The organism is Enterococcus sp. DIV1368b (assembly GCF_050529595.1).
Lineage (GTDB): Bacteria > Bacillota > Bacilli > Lactobacillales > Enterococcaceae > Enterococcus_B > Enterococcus_B mundtii.
Window position 1 is genome coordinate 2228706 of sequence record NZ_CP172883.1, and the last position, 25626, is coordinate 2254331.

At 39.9% G+C, this 25626-nt stretch carries 26 protein-coding genes, 1 tRNA gene and 1 pseudogene; 8 read left to right on the forward strand and 20 right to left on the reverse strand.

What is annotated here, in order from left to right:
* Nucleotides 1-95: 95 nt before the first annotated feature.
* The 7 genes from IGJ19_RS10260 to rpoN all read right to left on the reverse strand — a co-directional run bounded on the left by IGJ19_RS10260 (nucleotide 96) and on the right by rpoN (nucleotide 8568).
* Nucleotides 96-590 carry a hypothetical protein gene (locus IGJ19_RS10260; RefSeq protein ID WP_074799575.1) on the reverse strand — a complete coding sequence of 165 codons (495 nt, stop codon included), beginning with the start codon at nucleotides 588-590 and terminating at the stop codon, nucleotides 96-98.
* An 802-nt stretch (nucleotides 591-1392) separates the two neighbouring features.
* A complete protein-coding gene (eno, locus tag IGJ19_RS10265; RefSeq protein ID WP_010734865.1) occupies nucleotides 1393-2691 on the reverse strand; it encodes a phosphopyruvate hydratase in 1299 nt (432 codons plus the stop codon).
* A gap of 116 nt (nucleotides 2692-2807) precedes the next feature.
* On the reverse strand, nucleotides 2808-3563 hold the full coding sequence (gene tpiA / locus IGJ19_RS10270; RefSeq protein WP_019723102.1) for a triose-phosphate isomerase: 756 nt from the start codon (nucleotides 3561-3563) through the stop codon (nucleotides 2808-2810).
* 94 nt (nucleotides 3564-3657) lie between these two features.
* The gene (locus IGJ19_RS10275; protein ID WP_086334982.1) at nucleotides 3658-4848 is read right to left on the reverse strand and encodes a phosphoglycerate kinase; all 1191 of its coding nucleotides are present in this window, start codon (nucleotides 4846-4848) and stop codon (nucleotides 3658-3660) included.
* A 105-nt stretch (nucleotides 4849-4953) separates the two neighbouring features.
* Entirely contained in the window at nucleotides 4954-5955 is a 1002-nt protein-coding gene (gene gap, locus IGJ19_RS10280; RefSeq protein WP_010734862.1) for a type I glyceraldehyde-3-phosphate dehydrogenase, read from the reverse strand.
* A 40-nt stretch (nucleotides 5956-5995) separates the two neighbouring features.
* Nucleotides 5996-7087, reverse strand: coding sequence for a sugar-binding transcriptional regulator (locus IGJ19_RS10285; protein ID WP_171844984.1), 1092 nt, complete (start codon nucleotides 7085-7087; stop codon nucleotides 5996-5998).
* Between the two features lie 152 nt (nucleotides 7088-7239).
* The gene (gene rpoN / locus IGJ19_RS10290; protein WP_142433277.1) at nucleotides 7240-8568 is read right to left on the reverse strand and encodes an RNA polymerase factor sigma-54; all 1329 of its coding nucleotides are present in this window, start codon (nucleotides 8566-8568) and stop codon (nucleotides 7240-7242) included.
* Between the two features lie 59 nt (nucleotides 8569-8627).
* Here rpoN and IGJ19_RS10295 point away from each other — a divergent pair.
* Nucleotides 8628-8699, forward strand: a tRNA-Arg gene (locus IGJ19_RS10295).
* Between the two features lie 108 nt (nucleotides 8700-8807).
* Here the strand turns inward: IGJ19_RS10295 and IGJ19_RS10300 are convergent.
* The 4 genes from IGJ19_RS10300 to IGJ19_RS10315 form a co-directional block, all read right to left on the reverse strand.
* Nucleotides 8808-9437 carry a hypothetical protein gene (locus IGJ19_RS10300; RefSeq protein ID WP_071866727.1) on the reverse strand — a complete coding sequence of 210 codons (630 nt, stop codon included), beginning with the start codon at nucleotides 9435-9437 and terminating at the stop codon, nucleotides 8808-8810.
* A 304-nt stretch (nucleotides 9438-9741) separates the two neighbouring features.
* Nucleotides 9742-10140 carry a hypothetical protein gene (locus tag IGJ19_RS10305; protein WP_081367424.1) on the reverse strand — a complete coding sequence of 133 codons (399 nt, stop codon included), beginning with the start codon at nucleotides 10138-10140 and terminating at the stop codon, nucleotides 9742-9744.
* 283 nt (nucleotides 10141-10423) lie between these two features.
* Nucleotides 10424-11038, reverse strand: coding sequence for a DNA-directed RNA polymerase subunit delta (gene rpoE / locus IGJ19_RS10310; RefSeq protein ID WP_430603902.1), 615 nt, complete (start codon nucleotides 11036-11038; stop codon nucleotides 10424-10426).
* A 75-nt stretch (nucleotides 11039-11113) separates the two neighbouring features.
* Nucleotides 11114-11545, reverse strand: coding sequence for a DUF1934 domain-containing protein (locus IGJ19_RS10315; protein ID WP_071866725.1), 432 nt, complete (start codon nucleotides 11543-11545; stop codon nucleotides 11114-11116).
* A 207-nt stretch (nucleotides 11546-11752) separates the two neighbouring features.
* Here IGJ19_RS10315 and IGJ19_RS10320 point away from each other — a divergent pair, with 207 nt between their 5' ends.
* The 6 genes and pseudogenes from IGJ19_RS10320 (at nucleotide 11753) to yidA (ending at nucleotide 16604) form a co-directional block, all read left to right on the forward strand.
* The gene (locus tag IGJ19_RS10320; protein WP_430603906.1) at nucleotides 11753-12565 is read left to right on the forward strand and encodes a lipoate--protein ligase family protein; all 813 of its coding nucleotides are present in this window, start codon (nucleotides 11753-11755) and stop codon (nucleotides 12563-12565) included.
* A gap of 364 nt (nucleotides 12566-12929) precedes the next feature.
* Nucleotides 12930-13092 (forward strand): annotated as a pseudogene (locus tag IGJ19_RS10325) (IS607 family transposase); the annotation flags it as partial.
* Nucleotides 13028-13381, forward strand: a complete 354-nt coding sequence (locus IGJ19_RS10330) for a helix-turn-helix domain-containing protein (RefSeq protein ID WP_430604567.1) — start codon at nucleotides 13028-13030, stop codon at nucleotides 13379-13381. The pseudogene IGJ19_RS10325 and the gene IGJ19_RS10330, both read left to right, overlap by 65 nt.
* A 61-nt stretch (nucleotides 13382-13442) precedes the next feature.
* Nucleotides 13443-14225 carry an RNA-guided endonuclease InsQ/TnpB family protein gene (locus IGJ19_RS10335; RefSeq protein ID WP_430603908.1) on the forward strand — a complete coding sequence of 261 codons (783 nt, stop codon included), beginning with the start codon at nucleotides 13443-13445 and terminating at the stop codon, nucleotides 14223-14225.
* A gap of 184 nt (nucleotides 14226-14409) precedes the next feature.
* Entirely contained in the window at nucleotides 14410-15780 is a 1371-nt protein-coding gene (locus IGJ19_RS10340) for an HD domain-containing protein (RefSeq protein WP_115358062.1), read from the forward strand.
* A 14-nt stretch (nucleotides 15781-15794) separates the two neighbouring features.
* The gene (gene yidA, locus IGJ19_RS10345) at nucleotides 15795-16604 is read left to right on the forward strand and encodes a sugar-phosphatase (RefSeq protein WP_071867335.1); all 810 of its coding nucleotides are present in this window, start codon (nucleotides 15795-15797) and stop codon (nucleotides 16602-16604) included.
* 73 nt (nucleotides 16605-16677) lie between these two features.
* Here the strand turns inward: yidA and IGJ19_RS10350 are convergent, their stop codons facing one another.
* On the reverse strand, nucleotides 16678-17121 hold the full coding sequence (locus IGJ19_RS10350) for an NUDIX hydrolase (RefSeq protein WP_071867334.1): 444 nt from the start codon (nucleotides 17119-17121) through the stop codon (nucleotides 16678-16680).
* 133 nt (nucleotides 17122-17254) lie between these two features.
* Between IGJ19_RS10350 and gloA the strand changes: the two genes are divergently transcribed.
* Nucleotides 17255-17629 (forward strand): lactoylglutathione lyase, encoded by a 375-nt coding sequence (gene gloA, locus IGJ19_RS10355; RefSeq protein WP_071867333.1) that lies wholly within the window; start codon nucleotides 17255-17257, stop codon nucleotides 17627-17629.
* Nucleotides 17630-17712: 83 nt separating this feature from the next.
* Here the strand turns inward: gloA and IGJ19_RS10360 are convergent, their stop codons facing one another.
* The 8 genes from IGJ19_RS10360 to IGJ19_RS10395 form a co-directional block, all read right to left on the reverse strand.
* Nucleotides 17713-19059, reverse strand: a complete 1347-nt coding sequence (locus tag IGJ19_RS10360; protein WP_019723165.1) for a TrkH family potassium uptake protein — start codon at nucleotides 19057-19059, stop codon at nucleotides 17713-17715.
* Nucleotides 19060-19433: 374 nt separating this feature from the next.
* Entirely contained in the window at nucleotides 19434-20069 is a 636-nt protein-coding gene (locus IGJ19_RS10365) for a V-type ATP synthase subunit D (RefSeq protein ID WP_010734849.1), read from the reverse strand.
* A gap of 7 nt (nucleotides 20070-20076) precedes the next feature.
* Nucleotides 20077-21453 (reverse strand): V-type ATP synthase subunit B, encoded by a 1377-nt coding sequence (locus tag IGJ19_RS10370; RefSeq protein ID WP_010734848.1) that lies wholly within the window; start codon nucleotides 21451-21453, stop codon nucleotides 20077-20079.
* Nucleotides 21446-23227 (reverse strand): V-type ATP synthase subunit A, encoded by a 1782-nt coding sequence (locus tag IGJ19_RS10375; protein WP_086334988.1) that lies wholly within the window; start codon nucleotides 23225-23227, stop codon nucleotides 21446-21448. Before IGJ19_RS10375 ends, IGJ19_RS10370 begins: the two co-directional genes overlap by 8 nt.
* 20 nt (nucleotides 23228-23247) lie before the next feature.
* Nucleotides 23248-23559 carry a V-type ATP synthase subunit F gene (locus tag IGJ19_RS10380; protein ID WP_019723168.1) on the reverse strand — a complete coding sequence of 104 codons (312 nt, stop codon included), beginning with the start codon at nucleotides 23557-23559 and terminating at the stop codon, nucleotides 23248-23250.
* Nucleotides 23549-24535 carry a V-type ATPase subunit gene (locus tag IGJ19_RS10385; protein WP_086334989.1) on the reverse strand — a complete coding sequence of 329 codons (987 nt, stop codon included), beginning with the start codon at nucleotides 24533-24535 and terminating at the stop codon, nucleotides 23549-23551. Before IGJ19_RS10385 ends, IGJ19_RS10380 begins: the two co-directional genes overlap by 11 nt.
* Nucleotides 24536-24549: 14 nt before the next feature.
* Nucleotides 24550-25134 (reverse strand): V-type ATP synthase subunit E, encoded by a 585-nt coding sequence (locus IGJ19_RS10390; protein ID WP_086334990.1) that lies wholly within the window; start codon nucleotides 25132-25134, stop codon nucleotides 24550-24552.
* A 16-nt stretch (nucleotides 25135-25150) separates the two neighbouring features.
* Nucleotides 25151-25621 carry a V-type ATP synthase subunit K gene (locus IGJ19_RS10395; protein WP_010734843.1) on the reverse strand — a complete coding sequence of 157 codons (471 nt, stop codon included), beginning with the start codon at nucleotides 25619-25621 and terminating at the stop codon, nucleotides 25151-25153.
* Nucleotides 25622-25626: the final 5 nt, after the last annotated feature.

Sequence of the window (25626 nt, forward strand, 5' to 3'; positions counted from 1 at the left end):
TGATCCATCATATTCTGTCAATCTTCGCACACTTAACTCTTTTTATCTGGCAAGCCTTTCACAACTGAAAATAACTATTTTTTAATCGGGAGGTATTATTCCCAAGGATTATTTACTTCTTGTGCTGTCAAGATGATTTTGGCGCTATCATCTCTATTTGATCTCCATACGTAATCATTTGCATCTAAAATGACATCGAAATCTTTTTCGATCTGTACGGAACTCATTCGCATTACCTGTTGTGCTTGAAGATGTGGGTTTGACGGTTGAATGTCTAGTCCATTTCCATATTGGTCAAGTTTTGCAAAAATATTCACAAAAACATCTTTAGATTTTGTATTATTTACTGTAGCTGTCGCTTTCAAGACCTTCGTTTGTTTACGCATATCTGAGTTTAAGTCAAAATCAGACAATTTAAAATCGACTTTGTTCGTTGTTCCTTCATTGAAAGTGATATCTAGTTTTCCATCTTCGACTTCAATAGGGATTTGTTTTTCACTGGTTACCTCGGATGCGTTTACTAAGCGTGGATTACTACCTACTAACAACAAAGTTGATAGCAGAACTGTTGTGGATACCTTTTTTTTCATTGTTGGATAGCCTCCGGAATTTAATATTTTTTTCACAAAATCAGTTTACATTAAATTCCCTCGTAGGGTTTATCCGAACATTGAACTCTTTTTTTAAAAACAGGATAATCTTTCACAATGTTCTTTGCTACATGATAGAAACTTGTCAGGAGAGATGAACTAGGATCACTCCTTACTTCTATAAAAGCTACCTATTTGTCCTTTGATCAGAGTCATTAGACCTTTTAGGCGTGCTATTTCGAACAAATCCGTGTTCGGTTATCAAAGAAATTTCCACGAGAACTTATTCTCTTACATTTAGCAAAAATCAACTTATTTATATTGGAACCGGACACTATGCAGTTTTTTTTATATGGCAACATATGATGATGACGTCAAAAGAGTTAGTGGCTAGGTTGAGGAAGTAAGAGAAGCAGATGATAAAGAAGAAATTCTTCAGAATCGTTCGTCGTTTAGATAATCAATAGACTATAACACACTATATAATAAAAAGAAAGCCCACATAGTTGTCGATCTTCAAGTTTCTAGGAGGTACATTCTTGTTCTTAATCGTCTCGTTTTCATCATCCATGATAAAGACGTGTTGAATAAAGAACAGCTTGGTTAAAGCTAATTCATCGATTCTGTGCTTAACAAAATATGGGGAAGGATGATCTTTATTTATAGTCTTGTGAATCTATGATTTGTTCCTATCATTCATTCGTTTAAATACTAAAAATATTTTTTTCTGACTAATCGTCTGCCTAAAAAAATACCCCTCTCATGTCATTGACATAAGAAGGGCATTTTTACATTCATTTAATTATTTGTTTTTTAAGTTGTAGAAAGATTTCAAACCTTTGTACTCTGCAACTTCACCAAGTTGGTCTTCGATACGTAATAATTGGTTGTATTTCGCAACACGGTCAGTACGTGATAGAGAACCTGTTTTGATTTGGCCAGCGTTTGTTGCAACTGCGATATCAGAGATTGTTGAATCTTCTGTTTCACCAGAACGGTGAGAAACTACTGCAGTGTAACCAGCTTCTTTAGCCATTTCGATTGCTTCGAAAGTTTCTGTCAAAGTACCGATTTGGTTAACTTTGATAAGGATTGAGTTAGCAATTCCTTTTTCGATACCTTCAGCAAGTTTTTCAGTGTTTGTTACGAACAAGTCGTCACCCACTAATTGAACTTTGTCGCCTAGAACTTCTGTCAATTTCTTGAATCCATCCCAGTCGTTTTCGTCTAATCCATCTTCAATAGAGATGATTGGGTATTTAGATACTAATTCTTCGTAGAATTTGATCATTTCATCAGTTGTTTTTTCGCCTTCGCCTGAATCAGCTAATACGTAAACACCTTTTTCTTTGTCGTAGAATTCTGAAGAAGCAGCGTCCATTGCAAGAACAACGTCTTTACCAGGAACATAGCCAGCTTTTTCGATTGCTTCGATGATTACTTCGAAACCTTCTTCGTTTGAACCAAGGTTAGGAGCGAATCCACCTTCGTCACCAACTGAAGTTGCTAATCCACGAGATTTCAAGATTGCAGCTAATGCATGGAATACTTCCGCACCCATACGTAGTGCTTCTTTGAATGTTGGCGCGCCAACAGGCATGATCATGAATTCTTGGAAGTCAATTGAGTTATCCGCATGTGATCCACCGTTGATGATGTTCATCATTGGAGTTGGTAATACTTTTGTGTTGAATCCGCCTAGGTAGTGGTATAAAGGTACTTCTAGGTAGTCAGCAGCTGCACGAGCAACAGCGATTGAAACACCAAGAATAGCGTTCGCACCTAATTTACCTTTGTTAGGAGTTCCGTCTAAAGCGATCATTGCTTTGTCGATAGCCATTTGGTCACGTACATCGTAGCCAATGATTGCTTCAGCAATGATGTTGTTTACGTTGTCAACAGCTTTGATTACACCTTTACCGCCATAACGAGATTTGTCTCCGTCACGTAATTCAACTGCTTCGTATTCACCAGTTGAAGCACCTGAAGGAACCATTCCACGGCCGAAAGCACCGCTTTCTGTGTATACTTCTACTTCGATTGTTGGGTTACCGCGTGAGTCTAGAATCTCGCGAGCGTAAACATCAGTAATAATTGACATGTTTTGTCTCTCCTTTGAGTTTGGTTTTTTCCTAAGGGATTTCCCTCATATACGATTTTAGTTAATTTTGTGTCTTTGTGCAAACATTTCTTGCATTTTTCACAAATTTTCAATAATTATTTTACAGCATCAAGTAATGCTAAGAATGAATCCGCTTCTAAGCTAGCTCCACCAACTAATGCGCCATCCACATTTTCTTTTGCCATATATTCAGCAATGTTCTCAGGTTTTACAGAACCACCGTATTGGATACGAACTGCTTCTGATACTTCTTTGCCGTAAAGTTTTTCAACTGTTTGACGTACCACGCCACAGATTTCGTCAGCGATTTCAGCATCTGCTGATTTACCTGTACCGATTGCCCAGATTGGTTCATAAGCAATAACTAGATTACTTACTTGGCCTTCTGTTAAGCCTTCAAGACCAGCAGTGATTTGTCCTTCGATCCACTCAGCAGTTTTGCCTGCTTCATATGTTTCTAATGACTCACCACAGCAAAGAATTGGGATCATACCGTTTGCGAAGATTGCTTTCGCTTTTTTGTTGATATCTTCGTCAGTTTCATGGAAGTATTCACGACGCTCAGAGTGACCGATGATCACATATTGTACACCTAGATCAGCTAAAGCTGCAGGTGATGTTTCACCAGTGAAAGCGCCTGAGTTTTCCCAGTAAGAATTTTGTGCAGCGATTTTCAATTCTGTACCTTCAGCTGAAGCCATTAATTCTTGTAAGAATAATGCAGGAGATCCAATCACTGAATCTACTTTATCATTTGAAGGGATCTTGTTTTTTACTGCTTCTGCAAAATCTTTTGCTTCAGATGCAGTTTTGTTCATTTTCCAGTTACCAGCGATAATTGGTTTACGCATGATATGCACTCCTATTCAGAATGTAAGAGGACTACAGATTTGAGCAATCTGTAGATGATCCTCTCACCATTTTATTTATTCGTTGATTTTATGCTTATTTGTCGTTGATTGCAGCTAGTCCAGGTAATTCTTTCCCTTCAAGCAACTCTAAGCTTGCACCGCCACCTGTTGAGATGTGAGTGAATTTGTCTGCAAAACCTAATTGTTCCGCAGCAGCAGCAGAGTCACCGCCACCGATGATCGTTGTTGCATCTTCAAGGTTAGCGATTGCTTCACAAACACCGATCGTACCTTTAGCGAAGTTACTCATTTCGAATACACCCATTGGTCCGTTCCATACAACTGTTTTCGCACCTTGCAATGTATCAGCAAATAATTTAACTGAAGCAGGGCCGATGTCTAATGCCATCAAGCCTTCAGGAATATCTCCTTCGATGACTTGTGTTTCTACATCATTTGAAAATTCAGGGGCACAAACATTGTCAATTGGTAAAACTAATTTGTCACCAGCTTTTTCGATCAATTCTTTTGCTAAAGCTACTTTATCTGCTTCAACTAAAGAGTTACCGATCTTGATGCCTTTTGCTTCGTAGAATGTATAAGTCATTCCGCCGCCGATCAAGATTTTGTCTGCTTTAGGAATCAAGTTTTCGATGACACCGATTTTATCTGAAACTTTCGCTCCACCTAAGATCGCGATCATCGGACGTTTAGGTTCTTCAACAGCTTCGCCGATGAACTTGATTTCTTTATCCATCAAGAATCCAGCAACTGTTGGGATACCTGTTGAAGCAATCCCTACGTTTGAAGCATGCGCACGGTGAGCTGTACCAAACGCATCATTGACAAATACATCACCTAAAGAAGCCCAGTATTTACCTAATTCAGTATCATTTTTGCTTTCTTTTTTGCCGTCGATGTCTTCAAAACGAGTGTTTTCAAAAACAACTACGTCTCCGTCTTTCATGTCAGCAATTGCTGTTTCTAATTCTGAGCCACGAGTTTCAGGAACGAAAGTTACTTCTTTACCTAGCAATTCGCCTAAACGTTTTGCAACTGGTGCCAAAGATTTTCCTTCTTTGTCTTCTTCTGTTTTCACACGTCCAAGGTGAGAGAAAAGAATCGCTTTTCCGCCTTGCTCCAACACATAATTGATTGTTGGTAACGCAGCTTTGATACGTGTATCATCAGTGATGACGCCGTCTTTCAAAGGAACGTTGAAGTCAACACGGACAAGGACTTTTTTATCTTTTAAATCAATATCTTTGACTGTTTTCTTAGCCATTTGATTTCCTCCTAAATAAACATCTTATCAAAAAAAGCGGAGAAGCGCGATTGCTTCCCCGCTTTTAAGTGTACATGGATATAGGTTACACTTGTACGATTTATCTTATAAGTTAGCGAAGTATTCTAAAGTACGTACTAATTGTGCAGTGTATGACATTTCGTTGTCGTACCAAGCAACAGTTTTAACTAATTGTTTGTCGCCAACAGTCATTACTTTTGTTTGAGTAGCATCAAATAATGAACCGTAAGTCATACCAACGATATCTGAAGAAACGATTTCGTCTGTGTTGTAACCGTAAGATTCGTTAGCTGCTTCTTCCATTGCAGCATTTACTTCATCAACTGTTACGTTTTTATCAAGAACTGTAACTAATTCTGTTAATGAACCAGTTGCGATTGGTACACGTTGAGCAGCTCCGTCTAATTTACCGTTCAATTCAGGGATTACTAAACCGATTGCTTTAGCAGCACCTGTTGAGTTAGGAACGATGTTTGCAGCAGCAGCGCGTGCACGGCGGAAGTCACCTTTAGGATGAGGTCCGTCAAGAGTCATTTGGTCACCTGTGTAAGCGTGGATAGTTGTCATTAATCCTTCAACAACACCAAATTTGTCGTTCAATGTTTTAGCCATAGGAGCTAAACAGTTAGTTGTACATGAAGCACCAGAGATAACTGTTTCTTTACCAGTTAATGTTTCATGGTTTGTGTTGTAAACGATTGTTGGTACATCGTCTCCACCAGGAGCTGAGATAACAACACGTTTAGCACCAGCTGTTAAATGTTTTTCAGCAGCTGATTTTGAAGTGAAGAAACCAGTACATTCTAGAACGATGTCTACGCCTAGTTCGCCCCAAGGTAATTCTTCAGGGTTACGGTTAGCTAATACTTTAACTTCTTTTCCGTTTACGTTGAATGAACCTTCGTGAACTTCAACTGTTCCGTTGAAACGTCCTTGAGTTGTATCGTATTTTAACAAGTGTGCCAACATTTTAGCATCTGTCAAATCGTTGATTGCTACTACTTCGATTCCATCTACATCTTGGATACGACGGAACGCTAGACGTCCAATACGTCCAAAACCATTAATACCTACTTTAACTGTCATTTAAGATTTCCTCCTTATGAAAATCAAAAAAATATTTATTTTAAAGGGATACCCCTTTTAAAATCTCATTAGCAGCGGCTTCATCTGTGATGAGCCACGTTTGTTTTGGTGCATTATTCATATACGCTCGAATTGCTTTGGCTTTGGCTTTCCCCCCTGCAACTGCAAGAATGATCGGGACCTTAGCTAAGTCTTTTAATTCGATGCCGATTCGTGGGACTTTATAAACGACTTCTCCTTTTTCATTGAAGAAATAGCCAAAAGATTCCGCAACGGCATTGGCTTGTTTCAACATCAGCAATTCTTCTTCATTCATCTTTCGTCGCGCTGCCATATGCAACGCCCGTCCAATACTATGAATAACACAATTCGCCTGACTTATCAAGTTTAAAACTTCTTGTATAGACGGCTCATTGAGTAATGAATTGTAAGTAGCCAAGCTTAATTGTTCCGGCACATATAATGCTCGGTGTTTTCCATTTGCCTTTGTAGCCATTCTAGCACTGACTGAGTTCGCTTGTACAGTAATCGCCTCGCCGATCCCACCTCGCGCAGGAACAAACAAGTTATGGCGCTTGCTATTTTCTAAGCTAGTCAGTTGCTCTGCAACGATCGCCATCGTCGTTCCTCCCATGACTGCGATGATATTATCGCCTTCCGGAAGTAGTAGATTCAGTGACTCGTCTAAGGCTTCGCCAAAAGCATCTGCTACTTTTGGTTGTTGTTCACTGTTTCCAGAAACAACGATACAGCGCTGGTTTCCAAAATACTCAGATAGTTTCATTTCAATCTGATGCATTCCTAAAAGTTGGTCCATAAAGCCTTCGAGGCTTTGATAGACTTCCTCTCCTTTTTTCGTCAGCGTCATACCACTTTTAGAGGCGTTGATCAGTTCAAGTTGTTTGAGCAGATCCGTTTCTGTTCGTAAGACACGTTCGGTCATACCCATGCTTTCCGATAAACTACGACGACCAATTGGCTGCATCCAGTAAATATTGCGCAAAATCTTATAGCGTTCTTGCAAAACATCCATGATGTCTGGCGCAACAGCTTCAATCAGTTTCAATTCATCTAACATAGCGATCTCCTTAGTTGGACATTTTTCGTCCAATGTAGACTCAAAACGACCCATGTGATCTAAAAAAATAAATCGGACTTTCCAACTTGCACGTTTTCTACTAGGAAAATCTCAACCTCACATGACATAGTCTAACAGTTTTGTCCGTATTTATCAACAAAAAAAGACTAGAAAAATGTTTAAGATTCTTCCAGTCTTCCATTCAATTATTTATCATACCGTTTTCTTTTCGATGAACTAGGGATTCCTAACAAGTCACGATATTTGGCAACTGTTCGTCGAGAAATCGAAATTTTGTCATTTTTCAGTAGTTCTACTAATTTTTGATCAGATAATGGTTTGCTTTTATCTTCCGCATCTACTAGTTCTTGGACTTTTTTCTTTGCGGTATCTGCTGATAGATCTTCAGTACTCTCTGCATTTGTAGGTTGGAGTCTCGTCGTAAAGAACTTTTTCAATTCGAAGACACCAAAATCGGTTTCAAGATACTTGCCATTGACTGCTCGACTGACCGTTGATTCGTGGACGTCGATTTCTTCTGCGACTTCTTTTAAGGTCAATGGGCGGATCGGTCGTGCGACATTTGTAAAGAATTCTTTTTGCCGAGAAACAATGATTTGCGCCACGCGCATGATCGTATCACCACGTTGCAAAATCGTTTTTTGCAGCCATTCAAATTCTTGTTTTCGTTCTTTCAAATAGGCTTGAGTCTCTTTATCTGCTTTTTTTTGCATCTGTTGAAAATAAGCTTCTTGAAAACGTACATTCGGCTGGTTGCCTCGATTTGAGATGACTTGGACTTCTTCACCTGTTACGACAACTTTGACATCGGGGATGATATACAAACCGCTACTATTGTCAAAGACTCGTCCAGGACTTGGGCTAAGGGTTTGGATATAATCAAAGATTCGTTGTACGTCGCTTAATGGAATCGCAAAATGTTGGGCGATCTCTTTCCATTTGCGTTCGACTAATTGATCAAACCATTCTTCCAAGACGATGTAAGCCAATTCGGGCGCATAGTCGTCTCTTTCAGTTTGTAACATCAAACATTCTTGTAAACTTCGCGCCCCTACACCTGCTGGCTCTAACTGCTGGATCAGTGTCAATGCGTCAAGCATTTGGATCGGCGTCGCATTCGTTTGTTGGATGGCGTCTTCTAAAGAAATAGTCAAAAAACCATTCAGGTCGATATATTCGATCAAATATAAAATCAATTTACGTAAGAAAGTATCTCGGTAATTCAAATGGACTTGTTCGATCAATGATTCAAAAAGTGAGCCTGTTGTATCAGGAATTTGATTCAAGTAGCTCGTCTCTTCTCCCTCATAACTGGCATTACGTTTTTGGTAATCGGGTTGCCAATCCGGTTCGATCACTTCTACTAAGGGGTTTTCCAACGCCTGATTTTCAACAAAAGCCAGTAGCTCTTCGCTGTTATACTGCAAGACTTGGATGGACTGTTGGAGCTGTTGTGTCATGGCAAGTTTTTGTGTTTGTTGTTGTTTTTGTGAAAAATTTTGTTCAAATTTCATTTTTTTGTCCATTCCCCTTGTAATTTATTTTTGATTTCGATACAATTGTTGCAGTGCTTGCGTCCTTAGTGTAGTGGATATCACGTAAGATTCCGGTTCTTGAGACGGGGGTTCGATTCCCTCAGGACGCGTCTATTGTTATCTTAGCATATTTGTGAAGATTTTGCTTTCAAATTTCTAAGAAAAAAAGCGGTTTTCCTATCTAGGAAAACTGCTTTTTTTGATTTTTTCATGGAATTTTAAAAAGTAAACCGATCTTCAATGTAACTATAGTAGAAATGATTCGTTAAAGGTCCATGATTATAGCGCTCTGTCACACCATCCCCTTGACGAAGCGTTAAACCGTTTCTTAAAGTGGCTGTTTTTTGATCATAAAAATCACCATTGATGAGATAAAATATTCGGTTAGGGTCCTCTAAATAAGCAAATACATCCCCTGTAAAATGTTTTTCCAATCCTTGATCAGCGGATTTCAACTGAACGGATAAAATCGACTTGATTGCTCGGAAATTTCCACTTTCACTCGTTTCACAGTATAGCAATAAAGTTGGTTGGTATACTCTATTGACTGTTATGTTTTGAGAAAAGATACGGTAGATTGCCCCATTATGTATTGCGCCTTGCACCATTTGCTCAGTATAGCCGAGCTGTTTTTTAGCTTCTTCTTCGGTTAGTTGATATTCTCTCGAAATGACACGAAGCAGTTGCTGAAAGTCCAACTTACTGGACATGGTGCGATATGTATTTTCTTCATTTTTCGTTGAAAGATTTAAAGAGGTTTGCTCTTTTGGTGATGAATGGACTAAGAGAAACACCCCAAATAAAATCACAAGAAAACCGATTACTTTTATTCGTATTGACTTTTTCATTGATTACTCCTATTTATTTGTTATTCTTCTGTCTATAATCATAATCGGAAATAGCCAATGAAGCAAAGAGTTTTTATAAAAAACAACCGTTTTTTATTTTCAAACTTGATTCTATAACCTGTTTCCTCAAGAAGTCACTACAGTAGTGTTTAGCCTCAAAAATTAAGGCGCCATCCACGAAAATTATTTTTCAAATTTTGGTGGATGGCGTCTTATTTTTCGAAGAGTTTACTTCTGTTTCCGCCGTTTATTCGATTTTAGGTGGTGTAAGAGGACTCAAGTCCCATTCTTTTTCATTTTTTTATCAATCATAAGGAACATAATCTTCGTAACTTTCTTCGTTATTCAATGCTTCATTTTCAATAAAATAGTTCATACCGCCCATCAATTCCGAACTCATTGGTCCGTTTAAAGATAAATCATGACGTTCAATCATTTCCCGGTATTCATCTGCACTGATCACCGCACCGGTTTTCAAGCTCTTGTATTGCTTCGGTGTTTCCTCCACTTCCTGATCCAACTTTGAAAAATCTGTTTCTTTGTATGACACGAAATAGCCATGAGAGAGTTTCCGTTCGACTACTTCATTGCATTCAGGACAGCGGATCGGCATTTCTTTTTCTCGATGCTTCACAATGTGACGTACTTCATTATAATAGAATTTGGTCTGACAATTGGGACATTTTAATTGATCATCTAACATATCGATCGTCTCCTTTTATATTTGATTGTCATGTCTCAGTTTCACTTTCATCATACTCTTTTTTAGAACAAATGAAAAAAGATTCGCTGACATCCCTAATGCTTTTCTCTGAAGCATTTCTATAAGCCACAAAAATATGCCTTCGTCCTTAAGGAGAAACACTTTTGGTTTTCTAGTTGACGTTCTGCCTTACTCTCTAGAACTTTTTTCTTTTGTTCGAAGACAAAAAAAACTGCAAGGCTACTTTTACAAGTAACTTGCAGTTCTATGTGATTTCTCTTACTTATTCTTCTGGGAAATCTTCGTCTTCAAATTCTTCGTCTTCTTCTTCGTCATCGTCTTCGATAATGCTTAGATCTTCTTCGATGTTTCCTGGGATTTCTTCTTCGTCGTCTCCAGTATCTGCACCAATTTCTTGTAAGTCTGAATTGTATGCAGCGATTTCTTCATCATCTTCATCTTCATCTTCAAAAAGATCATCATCGTCTTCGTCAGACAGATCAGTATCTTCTGGGTCATCATCGTTATAATCGATGGCATCTTCGTCATCATTGATAAAGGCATTGACTTTTTTGCGTTTACGACGACGTGGTGTATCCTCGTCTTCTTCGTCGATTCCATGGTTGACTTCTTCATCGATCGAATCGATGGCATACCATGAACGCAAGCCCCAACGATTGTCGCCTAATGAAATAAAGCTACCGTCGATATTTAAGTCAGTATAAAATTGTGCGAGTGAATCACGAATGTCACTATCTGATTTGCCAAGATATGTTTGAATCTCATTTGCTAAATCAGAAAAGTCCATCACATCACCACGCTGCTCTAAGATCGCGTGTGCGACTTCGATCATTGATAATTCGTTTTTGTTTGCACCTTCAAATACACTAATTTCCAATCAGGACACGTCCTTTCACAGTCTACTCCTTATCATACAAAATCACAGGTAAAAAATCAAACGTTTCTTTGCTATTTATGCAGTAAAATCTAAGACCATCTCATATTCGCCTATTTTTTCGACACCCATGAACAAATCGTAATCGATCATGACTTTGCCAGCCGTTGGACGATCTTTTAGACTGACATGTAGTTCTTTTGTGAATGTGTCGACTTGGATCATTCCATAAGGCGTGCGGTAATGGGTTTCTAGACGCTCCCGATAGGCAAATTTTAGACGCATACGCATTTCACCAGCACGGATCAATTGCACGTGACCATCTGGCATGATCTTGATTGTGACAGGAATTTCTTCTTGTCCTTCTTGGATCTCTTTATAGCGTATGTATAAGGTATCGCCAATTTTGACCATCTGTCCTTTCAGATCAAAATAAAAATCTTGTTGCTCTCCTTGTTGTTTCACTTTTGTACGTAATTGTATCGAAATCGGTAATCCAGATCGTTCCATTTGACATTCTCCTTTTCTCATAGCTACATTGTTCCCACTTTCCACTGATTTGTCAACCGACAGGTATAGAGAACAGATAACTTTTTTCATCTCTTCTTTCTTATTTTGGAGTATAATGAAGAAAGAAGGAGTGATACTCCTGTCTATTAGAATGAGTTGAGGTTGTGACAATCACTGCTCAAGCAGATTTAAATAGGAGTTGAGTACATGACGTCCATCATTTTGGATCAAGAAGTCTACCAAACAAATGATTTTTCTCCGTTTGCTTTAACGGATATTTTAACAGAGTATGCCAAAAAAAATCAACAAACTTTTCTACATTTTTGGCAATATGAACAGACGATCATCCTCGGTATGAAGGATACCCGAACCCCTTTTTTATCTGAAGGGATCAAAGTCATCCAAGATGCTGGATTTACACCGGTGATCCGCAATGCCGGTGGGCTAGGGATCGTTTCAGACCAAGGGATTTTGAATATCTCGTTGATCTTCCCACAAGAAGATGAGAACAAAATCTCGATCGATCAAGGATATGAAAAGATGCTCGCTCTGACACGTCAGGCTTTTCCTGTTTATGCAGACAAAATAGAAGCCTATGAAATCAAAGATTCTTATTGTCCTGGTACCTACGATCTCAGTATCAATGGCAAAAAATTTGCCGGAATCGCCCAACGTCGGATCAAAAATGGAATCTCTGTGATGATGTATCTGAGCGTGAACGGGGATCAAGAAAAACGAGGCGAACTGATGCGGCAGTTTTATCAACAAGCATTGAAAGAACAATTCGGTACAAACGGCTATCCTGCGGTGACACCCACAAGCATGGCGACACTAGAAAAGTTATTCGATACACCGTTGACCGTTGCTCAAGTAAAAGATTCATTTATCCAAGCGTTCACTACATCTTATCCAACAAGTATTTCTATGGGGTCTGACATTTGGCAAGAAGCGAATGTTTCTCCAAATGAATGGCACGGACAAATTGAACGTATGACTCAACGAAATGCACTAAAGGACTAACTAAACATCAGTGATTTTTACACACAAATATATATAAAAGTAGTTATACGTGCAATGGTTTCCATGAGATGAGAAATCCCGATGAACCTAAAGAATATAGCAAAAAGATTAGGTTTTTCTGTGCGAACGCTACAACGTTGGCTAACGATGGCACGTTCAAAGTATATCGGACACCAAAAATTCGAAGATAGTATAATTTAACTTACATCAAAGGCGATAAAACAAGTGGCAAAAAGAACATTGCTTACGCTCAATTGTCTAGTGTCGGACAAAAAGATGACTTGAACAATCAAGTGGAGTTTTTAAGAAATCATGCTCAAAGTTCACTCCAACGATTATTTTATGGAATAACCTAGATTTATAGCCACAACAGGAATTAGTTGAAGATTTAATTTCAATCATTCACGTTTTTAGTTTCCGTATTTATGGAACTACGTAAGTATAAAGATGAGATTGAAGGTGATGAAGTTGTTAGTGGCATACAAAACGGAAATTCTTCCAACAGAAGAACAAAAAGAAATCATTAATCGAACCATTGGTGTTGCTCGTTTTGTAAAGAACTTTTATATTTACCACAACCAAGAAGTCTATAAATCAGGTGGGAAATTTGTCTCAGGTATGGATTTTTCAAAGTGGTTAAATAACGACTACATTCCGAACCATCCAGACAAGCTGTGGATCAAAGCTGTTTATGCGAAGTCAACGAAACACGCGATTATGGAGACAGAAAAAGCCTTTAGAAAGTTTTTTCAAGGAAAAGCTAATTTTCCTAAATTTAAAAAAAGAATCACCAAGATGTATCGATGTATTTCGTGAAGAACGATAAAAAGACAATCATCCGTTGTGAGCGTCATCGGATAAAAGTTCCCTCTTTGAATTGGGTAAAACTGAAAGAAAAGGCTATATTCCTAAACACGATGACAAACATAGCATAAAGAGTGGCACGATCAGCCAACAAGCAAACCGGTACTACCTGTCCGTCATCGTGGAACAGGACTGTACCGCTCAAGTACTGAACGATACTCCTACCGAAGGCATGGGTATCGACTTAGGATTAAAAGATTTTGCGATTCTTTCCACGGGGAAAACCTATAAAAATATCAATAAATCAGGAAAAATTCGTAAAATCGAAAAACAAATAAAACGACAACAACGCAAGCTGTCGAGGAAATACGAAAGCGAAAAAAAGCGTGTCAACGAAAAACAATCAAAGAGAGGAGAAGCTACTCGCAAAAATATTGAAAAACAAGTCTTGAAAGTACAAAAACTTCATAAACGGTTGACAGATATCCGTAGGGACAGAGTGAATAAAATTGTGTCAGAGCTAGTAAAAACCAAACCAGCTTATATCACAATTGAAGATTTGAATGTCAATGGAATGATGAAAAACCGGCATCTTTCTAAAGCTGTGAGAGAGCAATCTTTCTATGCTTTTCGTAAAAAATTAGCAGATAAATGTAAAGTCTATCATATTGAGTTAAGACTAGTCGATCGATTCTATCCTAGCTCGAAACGATGTCATGATTGTGGGCATAAGAAAGTGGATTTAAAGCTATCTGAGCGTACCTATCGCTGTGAGAACTGTGGATATGTAGCAGATAGGGATTATAACGCGAGTATGAATTTGAAAGATGTGAAGGAATACAAAGTAATTGCATAAGCACGCAACTTTGTATATGTACCGATGGCTTAGTCGGGAATCAACGACTGTAGAGAACGAGACAAACCGTAGTAGTGTGTAAGTGACGAGGCGGCGTTCGATGAAACAGTAATTCTACCTACGTGAGTGGTAGAGAAATCTCGATATAGATATTTTTGTCTATATTTTGAGTAGCAGCTGGCTTATGACAACACCTTATAAATACAAACTGTTACCAATGGAAAAAGTCTTTAGAGATCCGGTGCATAACTACATTCACGTGCAACATCAAGTGATTTTAGACTTGATCAATTCGAAAGAAGTCCAGCGATTACGGCGGATCAAACAACTCGGTACTTCGTCATTTACTTTCCATGGCGCAGAACATAGCCGTTTCACTCATTCACTCGGTGTATACGAAATCTCCCGACGCATCTGTGATATTTTTTCAAGAAATTTCTCCATTGAAAAAATCGGCCCTTCTGGTTGGGATGATCGGGAACGTCTCGTGACTTTATGTGCCGCCTTACTCCATGATATTGGCCATGGGCCTTATTCACATACCTTTGAACATATTTTCCAAACCAATCATGAAGCAATCACTGTAGAGATCATTACTTCGCCAGAAACGGAAGTCTATCAGATTTTGAATCGCGTGGAAGAAGGTTTTCCTGAGAAAGTGGCTAGTGTGATCAAAAAAACGTATCCAAATCCACAAGTCGTCCAAATGATCTCTAGCCAAATCGATGCTGATCGCATGGATTACCTTTTACGTGATGCCTACTTTACAGGTACAGAATATGGTACGTTCGATTTGACAAGGATTTTACGTGTGATTCGTCCCTATCAAGGTGGAATCGCCTTTTCCATGAATGGGATGCACGCAGTAGAGGATTATATCGTCAGTCGCTATCAGATGTATGTCCAAGTCTACTTTCATCCAGTTTCTCGGGGAATGGAAGTCGTTTTGGAGCATCTGCTACATCGTGCCCATGAACTTTATCACCAAGATGATGATAGTTTTGCACGTCATTCACAGTTACTGTTGCCATTTTTAGATGGCACATTTAGTTTAGATGAGTACTTAAAGCTGGATGATGGCGTCTTGAATACGTGTTTCAGTCAATGGACGGATTCATCTGATCCAATCCTTAGTGACTTAGCCAAACGCTTCTTAAATCGTAAACCATTGAAATCAGCGATGTTTTCTGGTGATCGTCAGTCACCACTGATTGCTGAATTGACCTCTTTGGTCGAAAAAGTTGGCTACAATCCAAACTATTATACAGCCATCAATTCAAGCTACGACCTGCCTTATGATTTTTACCGTCCAGAAGAAGGCAGACATCGCACACAAATCGAAATCTTGCGAAATGACGGAACTTTGGTAGAATTATCAGAGGTCAGTCAATTAGTTGCTGCACTCGCAGGGCAAGAACAAGGAGATGAACGCTTCTTCTTTCCGAAAGAAATGGTCGATCCTACCTTGCGTAATCACTATGATCTTTTTGATGAAACCTACCAAGAATTTGCGCGTCATATCCATAATGGCGCATTGATTGAAGAAATAAACTAACTAAGGAGAATTTTATGTCTATCAAATTAGTCGCTATCGATATCGATGGCACCCTTTTAAACGAAAAAAGAGAAATCACACAAGAAGTAAAAGAAGCAATTGCAAGCGCTGTGAAAAAAAACGTGGCAATCGTACTATGTACAGGTCGTCCGCTTCCAGGAGTCAAAAACCAATTGAATGAATTGGGATTATACCAAGACAACGATTACGTGATCACTTATAACGGTGCGTTAGTCCAGCAAACAAAATCCGGCAAGATCATTGCTCGTCATGGCTTGACTTATGAAGATTTCTTGGAGATCGAAGTCATGGCAAGACGTGTGGGGAGTCATTTGCATTCGATCGATGATCAAACGATCTATACAACGAATCGTGATATCAGTCCCTATACTGTCCATGAAGCTTTTTTAGTCAACATGCCATTGAAATATCGGACAGCTGATGAAATGACACCTGATATGAGTATCGTGAAGATGATGATGATCGATGAACCAGCGATCCTAGATGCTGCAATCGCTCGTTTACCACAAACTTTCCGCGACAAATATACGACTGTCAAGAGTTCACCTTTCTACTTTGAAATCTTGAACAAAGAAGCAAGTAAAGGCGCTGCTGTTGCTAACTTAGCCCAACATCTTGGAATCAAACAAGAGGAGATCATGGCAATCGGTGATAACGAAAATGATTTGTCGATGATCGAATACGCTGGATTAGGCGTGGCGATGGGAAATGCCGTTCCGTTGATAAAAGAAGCGGCTAATGTGGTTACTGCAACCAACGATGAACACGGTGTGGCCGAAGCAATCAAAAAATTTGTTTTATAAAAAGCAATGAACAAAAAAACAGCTCATTTCGAAAACCGAAGTATCGGCTCTTTCTTATGAGCTGTTTTTTTGTTCAATTTTCTTTCATCGCTAGCCATTTTTCCACTGCCCAACGATGACTTCCTCGTTTTAATTTTTCTAAGGCAGTTTCAGGAGTGACCCACCAGATCGATTGGTCTTTTTCGGTGGGTTCCCCTACCTTTTGCCAACTCTTTGCTACATAAAAAAAGCCAGGATTGTGGAAGTAAGTTTTTCGATGATTTGAGTAAAAATATTCCGCTGCTTCCCCTAGATAACAAGCAATCTCTGCGCTGATCCCCATTTCCTCCAGTAATTCACGAGAAATCGCTTCTTCATTTGTTTCCTGTCCCTCTTTTTCACCACCTGGCAAAAAAAAGGCACCATTTGGCGCTTCGATCATTGCGATTTTCCCATGTGTTTCGACAATGATATACGCTGCGTAACGGTCTTGGTAATTTGCAGACTCGTCTTTTTCGCCAAACATTGGGTTTTCCATAGGTTTTGTCCCTTCATCTTTTTCTTTCTATTCTACATGAGAGTTTTCTCATAAACAAGCACAAACCCATAGCGTACTTGAAATTTTTGATATGATAATGTGGAAAAGGTAAAATAGAAAGGAAGATATACTTATGAAAATGGCTCACACTTGCGTCCGTGTTAAAGATCTTGAGGCTTCTTTAAAATTCTATCAAACAGCATTCGGCTTTGAAGAAAGTCGTCGTCGCGATTTTCCAGAAAACAAGTTCACGCTAGTTTACTTGACTTTACCAGGAGATGACTACGAATTAGAGTTGACTTACAACTATGATCATGAAGGCTATGATTTAGGAAACGGCTACGGTCATATCGCTATTTCAGTTGAAGACTTAGAAGCACTTCATGAAAAACATCAAGCAGCAGGCTTCAACGTGACTGACTTGAAAGGACTGCCAGGAACAGCTCCGTCTTATTACTTCGTTGTCGATCCTGATGGTTACAAAATCGAAGTCATTCGTACAAAATAAATAGAGCAATACTAAAAAACAGAGGATGTGAACACCGCGTGTCAACTTCCTCTGTTTTTTTCTGTTCTTAAAACCACTTACTGTTAACCGATCAATACGCTCTCTTCTGGATATTTGTACTTCGTCCCTACTTGATTTCCTTTTACAAGAATAGAGAAAAAGACGGTTAAAATCCCTACACGTCCGATATACATCAATGACATGATGATCAGTTTCCCGACTTCTGTCAGATCTGGCGTCAACCCCATTGTCAACCCAACTGTTCCAAAAGCTGAGAACACTTCAAAAGCAATATATTCGATGCCTGAAGTTTCTGGGATCGTCTCAGTCACAGACAAGACCATGATCGCTAACATACATAAAGACAATGTAACGAAAAACAATGTCAGTGCGCGAAGTACTGCTGCTGGGCGAATAGTTCGTCCGAAAGCTTCAGCTCTGGTTTTCCCGTTAAATGTCGCATGCATTTGAATCAATAGGATGCCCAAAGTAGTGGTCTTTAACCCACCTGCTGTTGAACCGGATGTTCCACCGATATACATCAAGATCATTGTCAACATCAAGCCGGCATGACTCATTTGTAAATAGTCGATGGAGTAGTAACCAGCTGTTCTTGGTGTGACACTCATGAAGAACGTATTTGCTAAACGTTCAAGATAAGTTCCTTCAACTAGATGGATCGCATTTTGTTCGGTAAAGAAAAAGACGATAAAACCGCCCACCAATAAGCCACCAGTGACAATCAATGCAATTTTTGAGTGGAGAGTGATTTTCTTTACTTTATGATAACTAAGTAGATCCCGCCAAACAATGAAACCTAACCCACCAGCAATGATCAGCGCAGAGACCACCATTAAGAGATAGATGTTTGGCTGATCATTTGCTAAGCTATCCCCTAACAAATCAAACCCAGCATTACAAAAACTTGATACGGCATGGAAGATGCTGTACCAAATCCCTTTTGTCCATCCGTAAGTCGGCACAAATGTAAAACTCAAGGCAAGTGCTCCCAGCCCTTGGATGACCATTGCGAATTTCAAGATATAGAGCATCAAACTCATAACACCTGACATGATTTCAAGATTCAATGCTTCTTTTAGTAAGATCCGCATACTAAAGCTGACTTTTTTCTTCGCTACTGCAAAGAAAATAATGGGGATCATCATAAAACCTAAACCACCGATCTCGATCAAAACCATGATCAGAAACTGACCGGCTTCATTCCAATGCGCCGCAGTGTTCAACGTAGTCAAACCAGTGACACAGACGGCTGAAGTTGCAGTAAATAATGCATCAATATAATTCGTCGGTTCGCCGCTTTTACTAAAGAAAGGCAAAGTAAGTAAACTGCCACCAACTAAGATCAAAAGAAAAAAGCCAACAGCAATCAATTGAACTGGTGACAGTTGTTTTGTTATCCTCTGTTTCATTCGAATCACTCCTCTAAGACCGTTAGCTACCTTCGCAACGAACAAATGAAGTAGCTATTGCTCTCACGGATGTAAAAGTAAGTCCGCCAAACGCTCGCTCTCTTTTCATCCCTTATCTTACCCTGTTTTTCTTCTTCCAGCAAAGAATTTGAGTCTTTTTCCTCCCTTATACCTGTTCGTTTGATACACATGCTTTCGAACAAACAATAGGCATGCTCAAATGAGTTCTACAAAAAGAAAAAACTCCTGATAATAAGCCATAAACGTCCGAAATTAGTTAAAGATATTTTTCGACATTTACGGCCTATCCTTCGGAGCTTAGAACTGTAGCTCGGATGAACGAACAACGTTACTAATTTGCACGGATGACTTAGCTAATCAGCGTTCCCCATATTTTTCACTTTGATCAAGCGAGTAACTTCCGCACGTTCATTTTCTTCTAACTTCATCTTGATATAATAGATCGTTTCTTCTAGTTGTGGGATCGTCATGTACTCTAACGCATTCACTCTACGCCGTGTTTTTTCGATCTCACCGGCCATCAGTTGACAGGTTTTCTCGATTTCTGTCAACTCAAGGAGCTTAGGAAGAAATGAGGTAAAACGATCGATCGAACGATCTAATTCTGCATTGGAATTCAAATAGCCATAATCCACCGGCGCTTCGCCTAGCTGTTCGTCATATTCAAAATTCATGATCGGTACTTTGACGCTCATGATGTTTTTTTCGATAACTGCTAACTCGACATTTTCAGCCGGTAGTACAAACAATTCATCAATGAAGGCTTCAGGTAATGAAGCTTTCGCAAGGACAAAATCGCTCATAGCTGCTGTCATTTCTTTTTCTACTACTTGGCGCAGTTCATTGTTCTTACGGATCAGTAGGATGAATTGACGCATCAATTCATCCTGCTTATCCTTCAACAATTTGTGTCCTCTTGTTGCAGTCGTCAATTGTTTTTTGAGTCGTGTCAATTCCATTCGTGTCGGATTAACATTTAATCGAACCATCAGACACTCACTCCCCTTCTGGCAGGTACTGGTCAAGCAGATCGTCTTTGATCCGTTTTAATTCTGTTCGTGGAAGCATGGCTAAAAGTTCCCATCCTAGATCCAGCGTTTCAGTGATCGAGCGGTTGGTATAAAAACCTTGATTGACATATTCTTTTTCAAAACGTTCCGCAAACTTAGCATAGATTTTGTCCACATCTGACAACGCCGATTCCCCTAAGACAACAGCTAATTCTTTGGCTTGCTTTCCTTGAGCATACGCCGCAAACAATTGGTTCATCGTTGCTGCATGATCTTTTCTAGTTTTCCCTTCACCTGTCCCTTTATCTTTCAAACGTGAAAGTGAAGGCAAGACATCGATCGGTGGTTGGATGCCGCTCTTATACAATTCCCTCGTCAAAATGATTTGTCCTTCTGTGATATAGCCGGTCAAATCAGGGATCGGATGTGTCTTATCATCTTCTGGCATGGTCAAGATCGGGATCTGTGTCACAGAACCCTTCAACCCACGGATTCGACCAGCACGTTCATATAAAGTCGCTAAATTCGTATAAAGATACCCTGGATAGCCGCGACGACCTGGTACTTCACGACGGGCAGCAGAGATTTCTCGTAATGCTTCGGCATAGTTGGTCATATCTGTCATGATGACTAACACGTGCATCCCTTTTTCATAGGCGAGATATTCAGCCGCAGTCAATGCCATACGAGGCGTTGCGATCCGTTCGATGGCTGGATCATTTGCTAAGTTCATGAACATCACCGAACGATCGATCGCCCCCGTCTGGCGGAAGTCTTCCATAAAGAATTCTGCTTCTTCAAAGGTGATTCCAATGGCAGCAAAAACAACTGCAAAATCATCAGAAGAGTCTAATACCGTCGCTTGTCTCGCAATTTGAGCAGCTAATTCTTTGTGTGGCAAACCAGAGCCGGAAAATACCGGCAATTTTTGTCCTCTGACTAGAGTGTTCAGGTGATCGATTGCTGAGATACCTGTTTGGATAAACTCATCAGGATAATCGCGAGCCACCGGGTTGATGACTTCTCCATTGATGTCCAAGTATTTTTCTGGTAGGATTTCTGGCCCATTGTCTTTTGGTCGACCTAACCCGTCAAATACACGACCGATCATATCCTCAGAAACACCTAACTCTAATGGGTGTCCTAAAAAGCGGACCGTTGAATCTCTAAGATTGATCCCACTAGTTCCTTCAAAGATTTGGACCATCGCTTTGTCTTCTTGTACTTCAAGTACTTGTCCACGACGAATCTCGCCATTTTGCATACGAACTTCGATCAATTCTTCATATTTCACCCCAGCGACTTTCTCGACCGCCATCAAAGGACCGACCACTTCACCAATTGTTCGATATTCTTTAATCATCGGTCATTCCTCCTTCTGAAACGATTGCTTGGATCGTTGGTTTGATATTCGCTTGGATTTCATCTAATTTCTCTAATTCTGTTTCTGGCACGAATTTACTACGACCGATTCGTTCTCTCAATCCCACAGTTCCTTTCATGATCTCACTGAGATAAGCACCTAATGAAATCGCCTGACGTGCTTCTTCACCAAAAGATAGGATCAATTTCAACATCTTGAATTGTTTTTCTCTAGAAGTAAATGTATCCACCTCATCAAACGCATTTTGTTGTAAGTAATCTTCACGAATGGATTTTGCCACTTCAAGCGTCAAGCGATCATTATCTGAAAGTGAATCGACACCAACAAGACGCACGATTTCATTCAATTGCTCTTCTTGTTGCAAGATACGCATTCCTTCTGCCACCATCTCTGCCCAATTCTCTTGTAGGATCTGATCCATATAACGTCCCACTTCTGACGAATAAAGAGAATAGCTTTGAATCCAGTTGATGGATGGGAAATGACGTTTTTGCGCCAAACTGGAGTCTAATCCCCAGAAAACTTTCACCACACGTAACGTATTTTGAGTCACTGGCTCAGAAACGTCTCCACCAGATGGTGAAACCGCACTGATCGCTGTAATACTTCCTTCACGTTCTTCATTACCTAAAGCAATCACACGTCCTGAACGTTCATAGTATTCTGCTAAACGAGAACCTAAATAAGCAGGATAGCCTTCATCGCCAGGCATTTCTTCTAAACGTCCACTCATTTCTCGCAAAGCCTCTGCCCAACGAGAGGTCGAATCTGCCATAATCGCCACATCATAGCCCATATCACGGAAATATTCCGCAATGGTGATCCCTGTATAGATCGATGCTTCCCGTGCGGCTACTGGCATATTCGATGTATTGGCAATCAATACGGTACGTTCCATCAATGATTCACCTGTATTAGGATCGATCAATTCCGGAAACTCATTCAGTACGTCCGTCATCTCATTACCACGTTCACCACAACCAACGTAAACGACCATATCGACATCCGCCCATTTAGCAATTTGATGCTGAACAACTGTTTTACCGGCACCAAAAGGGCCAGGTACAGCGGCAGCTCCGCCTTTTGTCACTGGGAAAAAGGTATCGATAACACGTTGCCCAGTGATCATTGGCGCGTCCGGATTCAATTTTGCTTTGATCGGACGACTACGTCTAACAGGCCATTTTTGTAACATCGTCAATTCTCGCAAACCATCTTCTGTTTCGATGATACAAACCACTTCATCGATCGTAAATGATCCGGCTTCGATTTTTTTGATTTTTCCTTTGACACCATGAGGTACCATGATTTTGTGTTGAATGATCTTTGTTTCATCCACCACGCCTAGAACATCTCCGGTACTGACTTCTTGCCCGACTTCAGCAGTTGCTTCAAACCACCATTTTTTCTCGTGATCTAATGCGGGTAATTGGACACCACGACTTAAAAAGTTGCTTTGCGTGATCTCCATGAACGTATCCAATGGCCGTTGGATCCCATCAAACATTTGTGAAATGATCCCAGGCGCTAACTCGACAGATAACGCTTCACCTGTTGAACGAACGGGTTCACCAGGGCCGATCCCCGAAGTTTCTTCATATACTTGTATTGATGCGACATCTCCGCGCATCTCAATGATTTCGCCGATAACTCCTAACTCTCCCACTAAGCACATATCTTGGATACTTGCATCTGACATATTTTTTGCCATCACGAGAGGGCCGGAGACTTTTATGATTTTTCCAATTTGCAAGGCACTATCTCCTTTACATTCTATAAGATATTTTGTCCAACTGCTTTTTCCACACTCTTTTGGATCTCTGCTACGCCGATCCCCATCGTTCCTTGATGGCTAGGGATTAGGACAATTGCTGGCGTCATCGATTCTTTGTAACGTTCTATCGTCTCAGGCGTCATTGCCGCCGATTGTTCTGTGACATAGATCACTCCATAGGCGCTTTTTGCCATTTGTTCGATTGCGCGTCTCACTTCTTGTGGCTCTGTCGCATAGTGCACATCAAACCCAAATAATTTAAATGGTAAAACAGAATCTTTGTCGCCAACGACACCGATTTTATGCGTCATAGACTTGTCTCACCCTTTCTCTGATCGTTTCATTATCAAAGTGATTTTTCTTACCGATCACTAATAACCGAAGATTTTTACTCTCAATTTCTTTTGCATTCATGAAAGCAAGTAAAGGCAACGGGCCAAAAGCCTGCGTTTGTGCGGCTTCATACAGCGAAGATAAGTAATCGTCTTTGATTTGTTCTAATCGAACAAAATCTAGTTCTCCTTCATGGATTGCAGGTTCGATCAATTGACGATAATCTGTTGTTTGCAGAAAGTTCAAATAGGTATCCAACTCGCTTTTGACGAAACTCAAAAACGTTTCTTTCGGGATACTGCCAGAACTTGAAAGTACTGCGGTCATAAATCCGCTGGATCGTTGTTGCAAGATACCGCGTGCCATCGTCGTGATATTAGTCAAATCAATAAACGCAATGATTTCTTCCAGTAATTCCGGATACCCAAGTTTCTCTCCAAGACGGCGTTGCTCTGTCAAGAAATAGCGATCATAGATAACATCGATTCCTTGTAACACAGAGGATTCTTCGCAATATTCATGGACTTCACGAATACTATCCATCAACTGCGAAGGCAATTCTGTAGAGGCTTGTGTATGGATTGCTTGCTTTAACGCTTCGCATGAATAAAACCCATCGTTCCGGTACAGGTGATCCAGATTTTTGCCCGTCATCTCAGCTTTTGTCAATACTTTTAAATTATGGAACGTATAGCGCATCGTATAGACCCAAACGACTTCGGGTTCTGGTGCTGATTCTTTCAACCAGGTAAACAGTTTGCCCGATTCAGCCAACAGATTTTCCTCAAAGTCCCGTTCAAAACCTTCGTAGATATAAGGATGATAAATCGTTGTTTTTAACATTTCGCCTAATGCGCCCAATGATTCCGTCTGGATCATGCGATCAAAGTCTTCTTTTGATAAAAGTTCTAATTCTCTTCCACGAATCAAGGGATTTAATTCATGATACTCCATTCACCGATCCCTCCTTACTCGAATAGTTGCTTCGCAATTTCAAAGCGCATTTGTTCTTGCACTTCTTGTACTAGATCACTATAGACAAAGTTGTATTGTACGCCTTGGTCATCAATCAAAAATCCTGCTTCTTTGGCAATCCTTCGATCACTGAGATGCAAGGTAAAAGGCAGCTGTTGATTCCACTTTGTCACTACTTCATTGGTTAAAATGGCAGCAGATTTTTCTCCGGCTAATAAAGTAACATCACCAGATAAGGATAAATTCTGCACCATATTGAACATGAAGGAAAGTTGATCTTCTGCTGGCCAACTTTCTAATTCTTGACGTGCTTCAGCAAACAAACGATGTAAAAATTCTTGTTTTTCATTGAGTGTTGCTTGACGCACTTCCACCTGTTGGCGATTTCTTAATTGACGGTAACTCTTTTCGATTTCTTCAAGTTCTTTAGATTTTTGCTTTTCATCGTCTGCTTCTAAACGCGCACGCTCGATTTTGAACTGCTGATCGATTTTTTCACGTTCTGCTTTTTCAAACGCCGCTCGTTCTGCTTCAGCTGTTTCATTCATTTGACGAATGATATTATCAATGGCGTTCATTGTTTTTCCTCCTTGTTTAAGCATTCAATACTAATAAGAAAGAAATAACGAAGCCTAAGATTGCGTAAGTTTCAACCATTGCGGCAAAGATAATTCCTTTAGTTGCGTGTTCTGGTTTTTTCGCTAAGATCTGGATACCTGCAGCAGATACTTTCCCCTGAGCAATCCCAGAAAACAATCCAGTAAAGGCAATCGGTAAAGATGCGCCTAAAAAATTCAGCCCTTGGACAACCGACATATCTGCATTTAAATTGATAAAGATCAAGAAGGCGATTACGAAGCCATAAAGTCCCTGTGTTCCGGGAAGTAATTGTAAAATCAACGCTTGTCCGAATTTTTCTGGTTGACTTGTTGTCAATGCAGCTGCGGCTTCACCGGTCATCCCCACGCCTTTCGCTGATCCAATCCCTGAAAAGATCGTGGCTGTTGCCATCGCTAATACCGCAAACACCATTCCACCATTTTGAGCAATTAAGTAATCCATCATTTTTT

Excerpts from the sequence above, each read along its gene's own strand:
- IGJ19_RS10305 (WP_081367424.1), bottom strand. The coding sequence starts at position 10,140 with ATGTTAGATGATCAATTAAAATGTCCCAATTGTCAGACCAAATTCTAT.
- IGJ19_RS10320 (WP_430603906.1), top strand. The coding sequence starts at position 11,753 with ATGACGTCCATCATTTTGGATCAAGAAGTCTACCAAACAAATGATTTT.
- IGJ19_RS10315 (WP_071866725.1), bottom strand. The coding sequence starts at position 11,545 with ATGGAACGATCTGGATTACCGATTTCGATACAATTACGTACAAAAGTG.
- IGJ19_RS10300 (WP_071866727.1), bottom strand. The coding sequence starts at position 9,437 with ATGAAAAAGTCAATACGAATAAAAGTAATCGGTTTTCTTGTGATTTTA.
- gap (WP_010734862.1), bottom strand. The coding sequence starts at position 5,955 with ATGACAGTTAAAGTAGGTATTAATGGTTTTGGACGTATTGGACGTCTA.
- gloA (WP_071867333.1), top strand. The coding sequence starts at position 17,255 with ATGAAAATGGCTCACACTTGCGTCCGTGTTAAAGATCTTGAGGCTTCT.
- IGJ19_RS10385 (WP_086334989.1), bottom strand. The coding sequence starts at position 24,535 with ATGGAGTATCATGAATTAAATCCCTTGATTCGTGGAAGAGAATTAGAA.
- IGJ19_RS10380 (WP_019723168.1), bottom strand. The coding sequence starts at position 23,559 with ATGACGCATAAAATCGGTGTCGTTGGCGACAAAGATTCTGTTTTACCA.
- rpoN (WP_142433277.1), bottom strand. The coding sequence starts at position 8,568 with ATGAAATTTGAACAAAATTTTTCACAAAAACAACAACAAACACAAAAA.
- IGJ19_RS10275 (WP_086334982.1), bottom strand. The coding sequence starts at position 4,848 with ATGGCTAAGAAAACAGTCAAAGATATTGATTTAAAAGATAAAAAAGTC.
- IGJ19_RS10360 (WP_019723165.1), bottom strand. The coding sequence starts at position 19,059 with ATGAAACAGAGGATAACAAAACAACTGTCACCAGTTCAATTGATTGCT.
- IGJ19_RS10260 (WP_074799575.1), bottom strand. The coding sequence starts at position 590 with ATGAAAAAAAAGGTATCCACAACAGTTCTGCTATCAACTTTGTTGTTA.
- IGJ19_RS10330 (WP_430604567.1), top strand. The coding sequence starts at position 13,028 with ATGAAGTTGTTAGTGGCATACAAAACGGAAATTCTTCCAACAGAAGAA.
- yidA (WP_071867335.1), top strand. The coding sequence starts at position 15,795 with ATGTCTATCAAATTAGTCGCTATCGATATCGATGGCACCCTTTTAAAC.
- IGJ19_RS10340 (WP_115358062.1), top strand. The coding sequence starts at position 14,410 with ATGACAACACCTTATAAATACAAACTGTTACCAATGGAAAAAGTCTTT.
- IGJ19_RS10370 (WP_010734848.1), bottom strand. The coding sequence starts at position 21,453 with ATGATTAAAGAATATCGAACAATTGGTGAAGTGGTCGGTCCTTTGATG.
- IGJ19_RS10395 (WP_010734843.1), bottom strand. The coding sequence starts at position 25,621 with ATGATGGATTACTTAATTGCTCAAAATGGTGGAATGGTGTTTGCGGTA.
- tpiA (WP_019723102.1), bottom strand. The coding sequence starts at position 3,563 with ATGCGTAAACCAATTATCGCTGGTAACTGGAAAATGAACAAAACTGCA.
- IGJ19_RS10285 (WP_171844984.1), bottom strand. The coding sequence starts at position 7,087 with ATGGGTCGTTTTGAGTCTACATTGGACGAAAAATGTCCAACTAAGGAG.
- eno (WP_010734865.1), bottom strand. The coding sequence starts at position 2,691 with ATGTCAATTATTACTGATGTTTACGCTCGCGAGATTCTAGACTCACGC.
- IGJ19_RS10365 (WP_010734849.1), bottom strand. The coding sequence starts at position 20,069 with ATGGTTCGATTAAATGTTAATCCGACACGAATGGAATTGACACGACTC.
- IGJ19_RS10390 (WP_086334990.1), bottom strand. The coding sequence starts at position 25,134 with ATGAACGCCATTGATAATATCATTCGTCAAATGAATGAAACAGCTGAA.
- IGJ19_RS10350 (WP_071867334.1), bottom strand. The coding sequence starts at position 17,121 with ATGGAAAACCCAATGTTTGGCGAAAAAGACGAGTCTGCAAATTACCAA.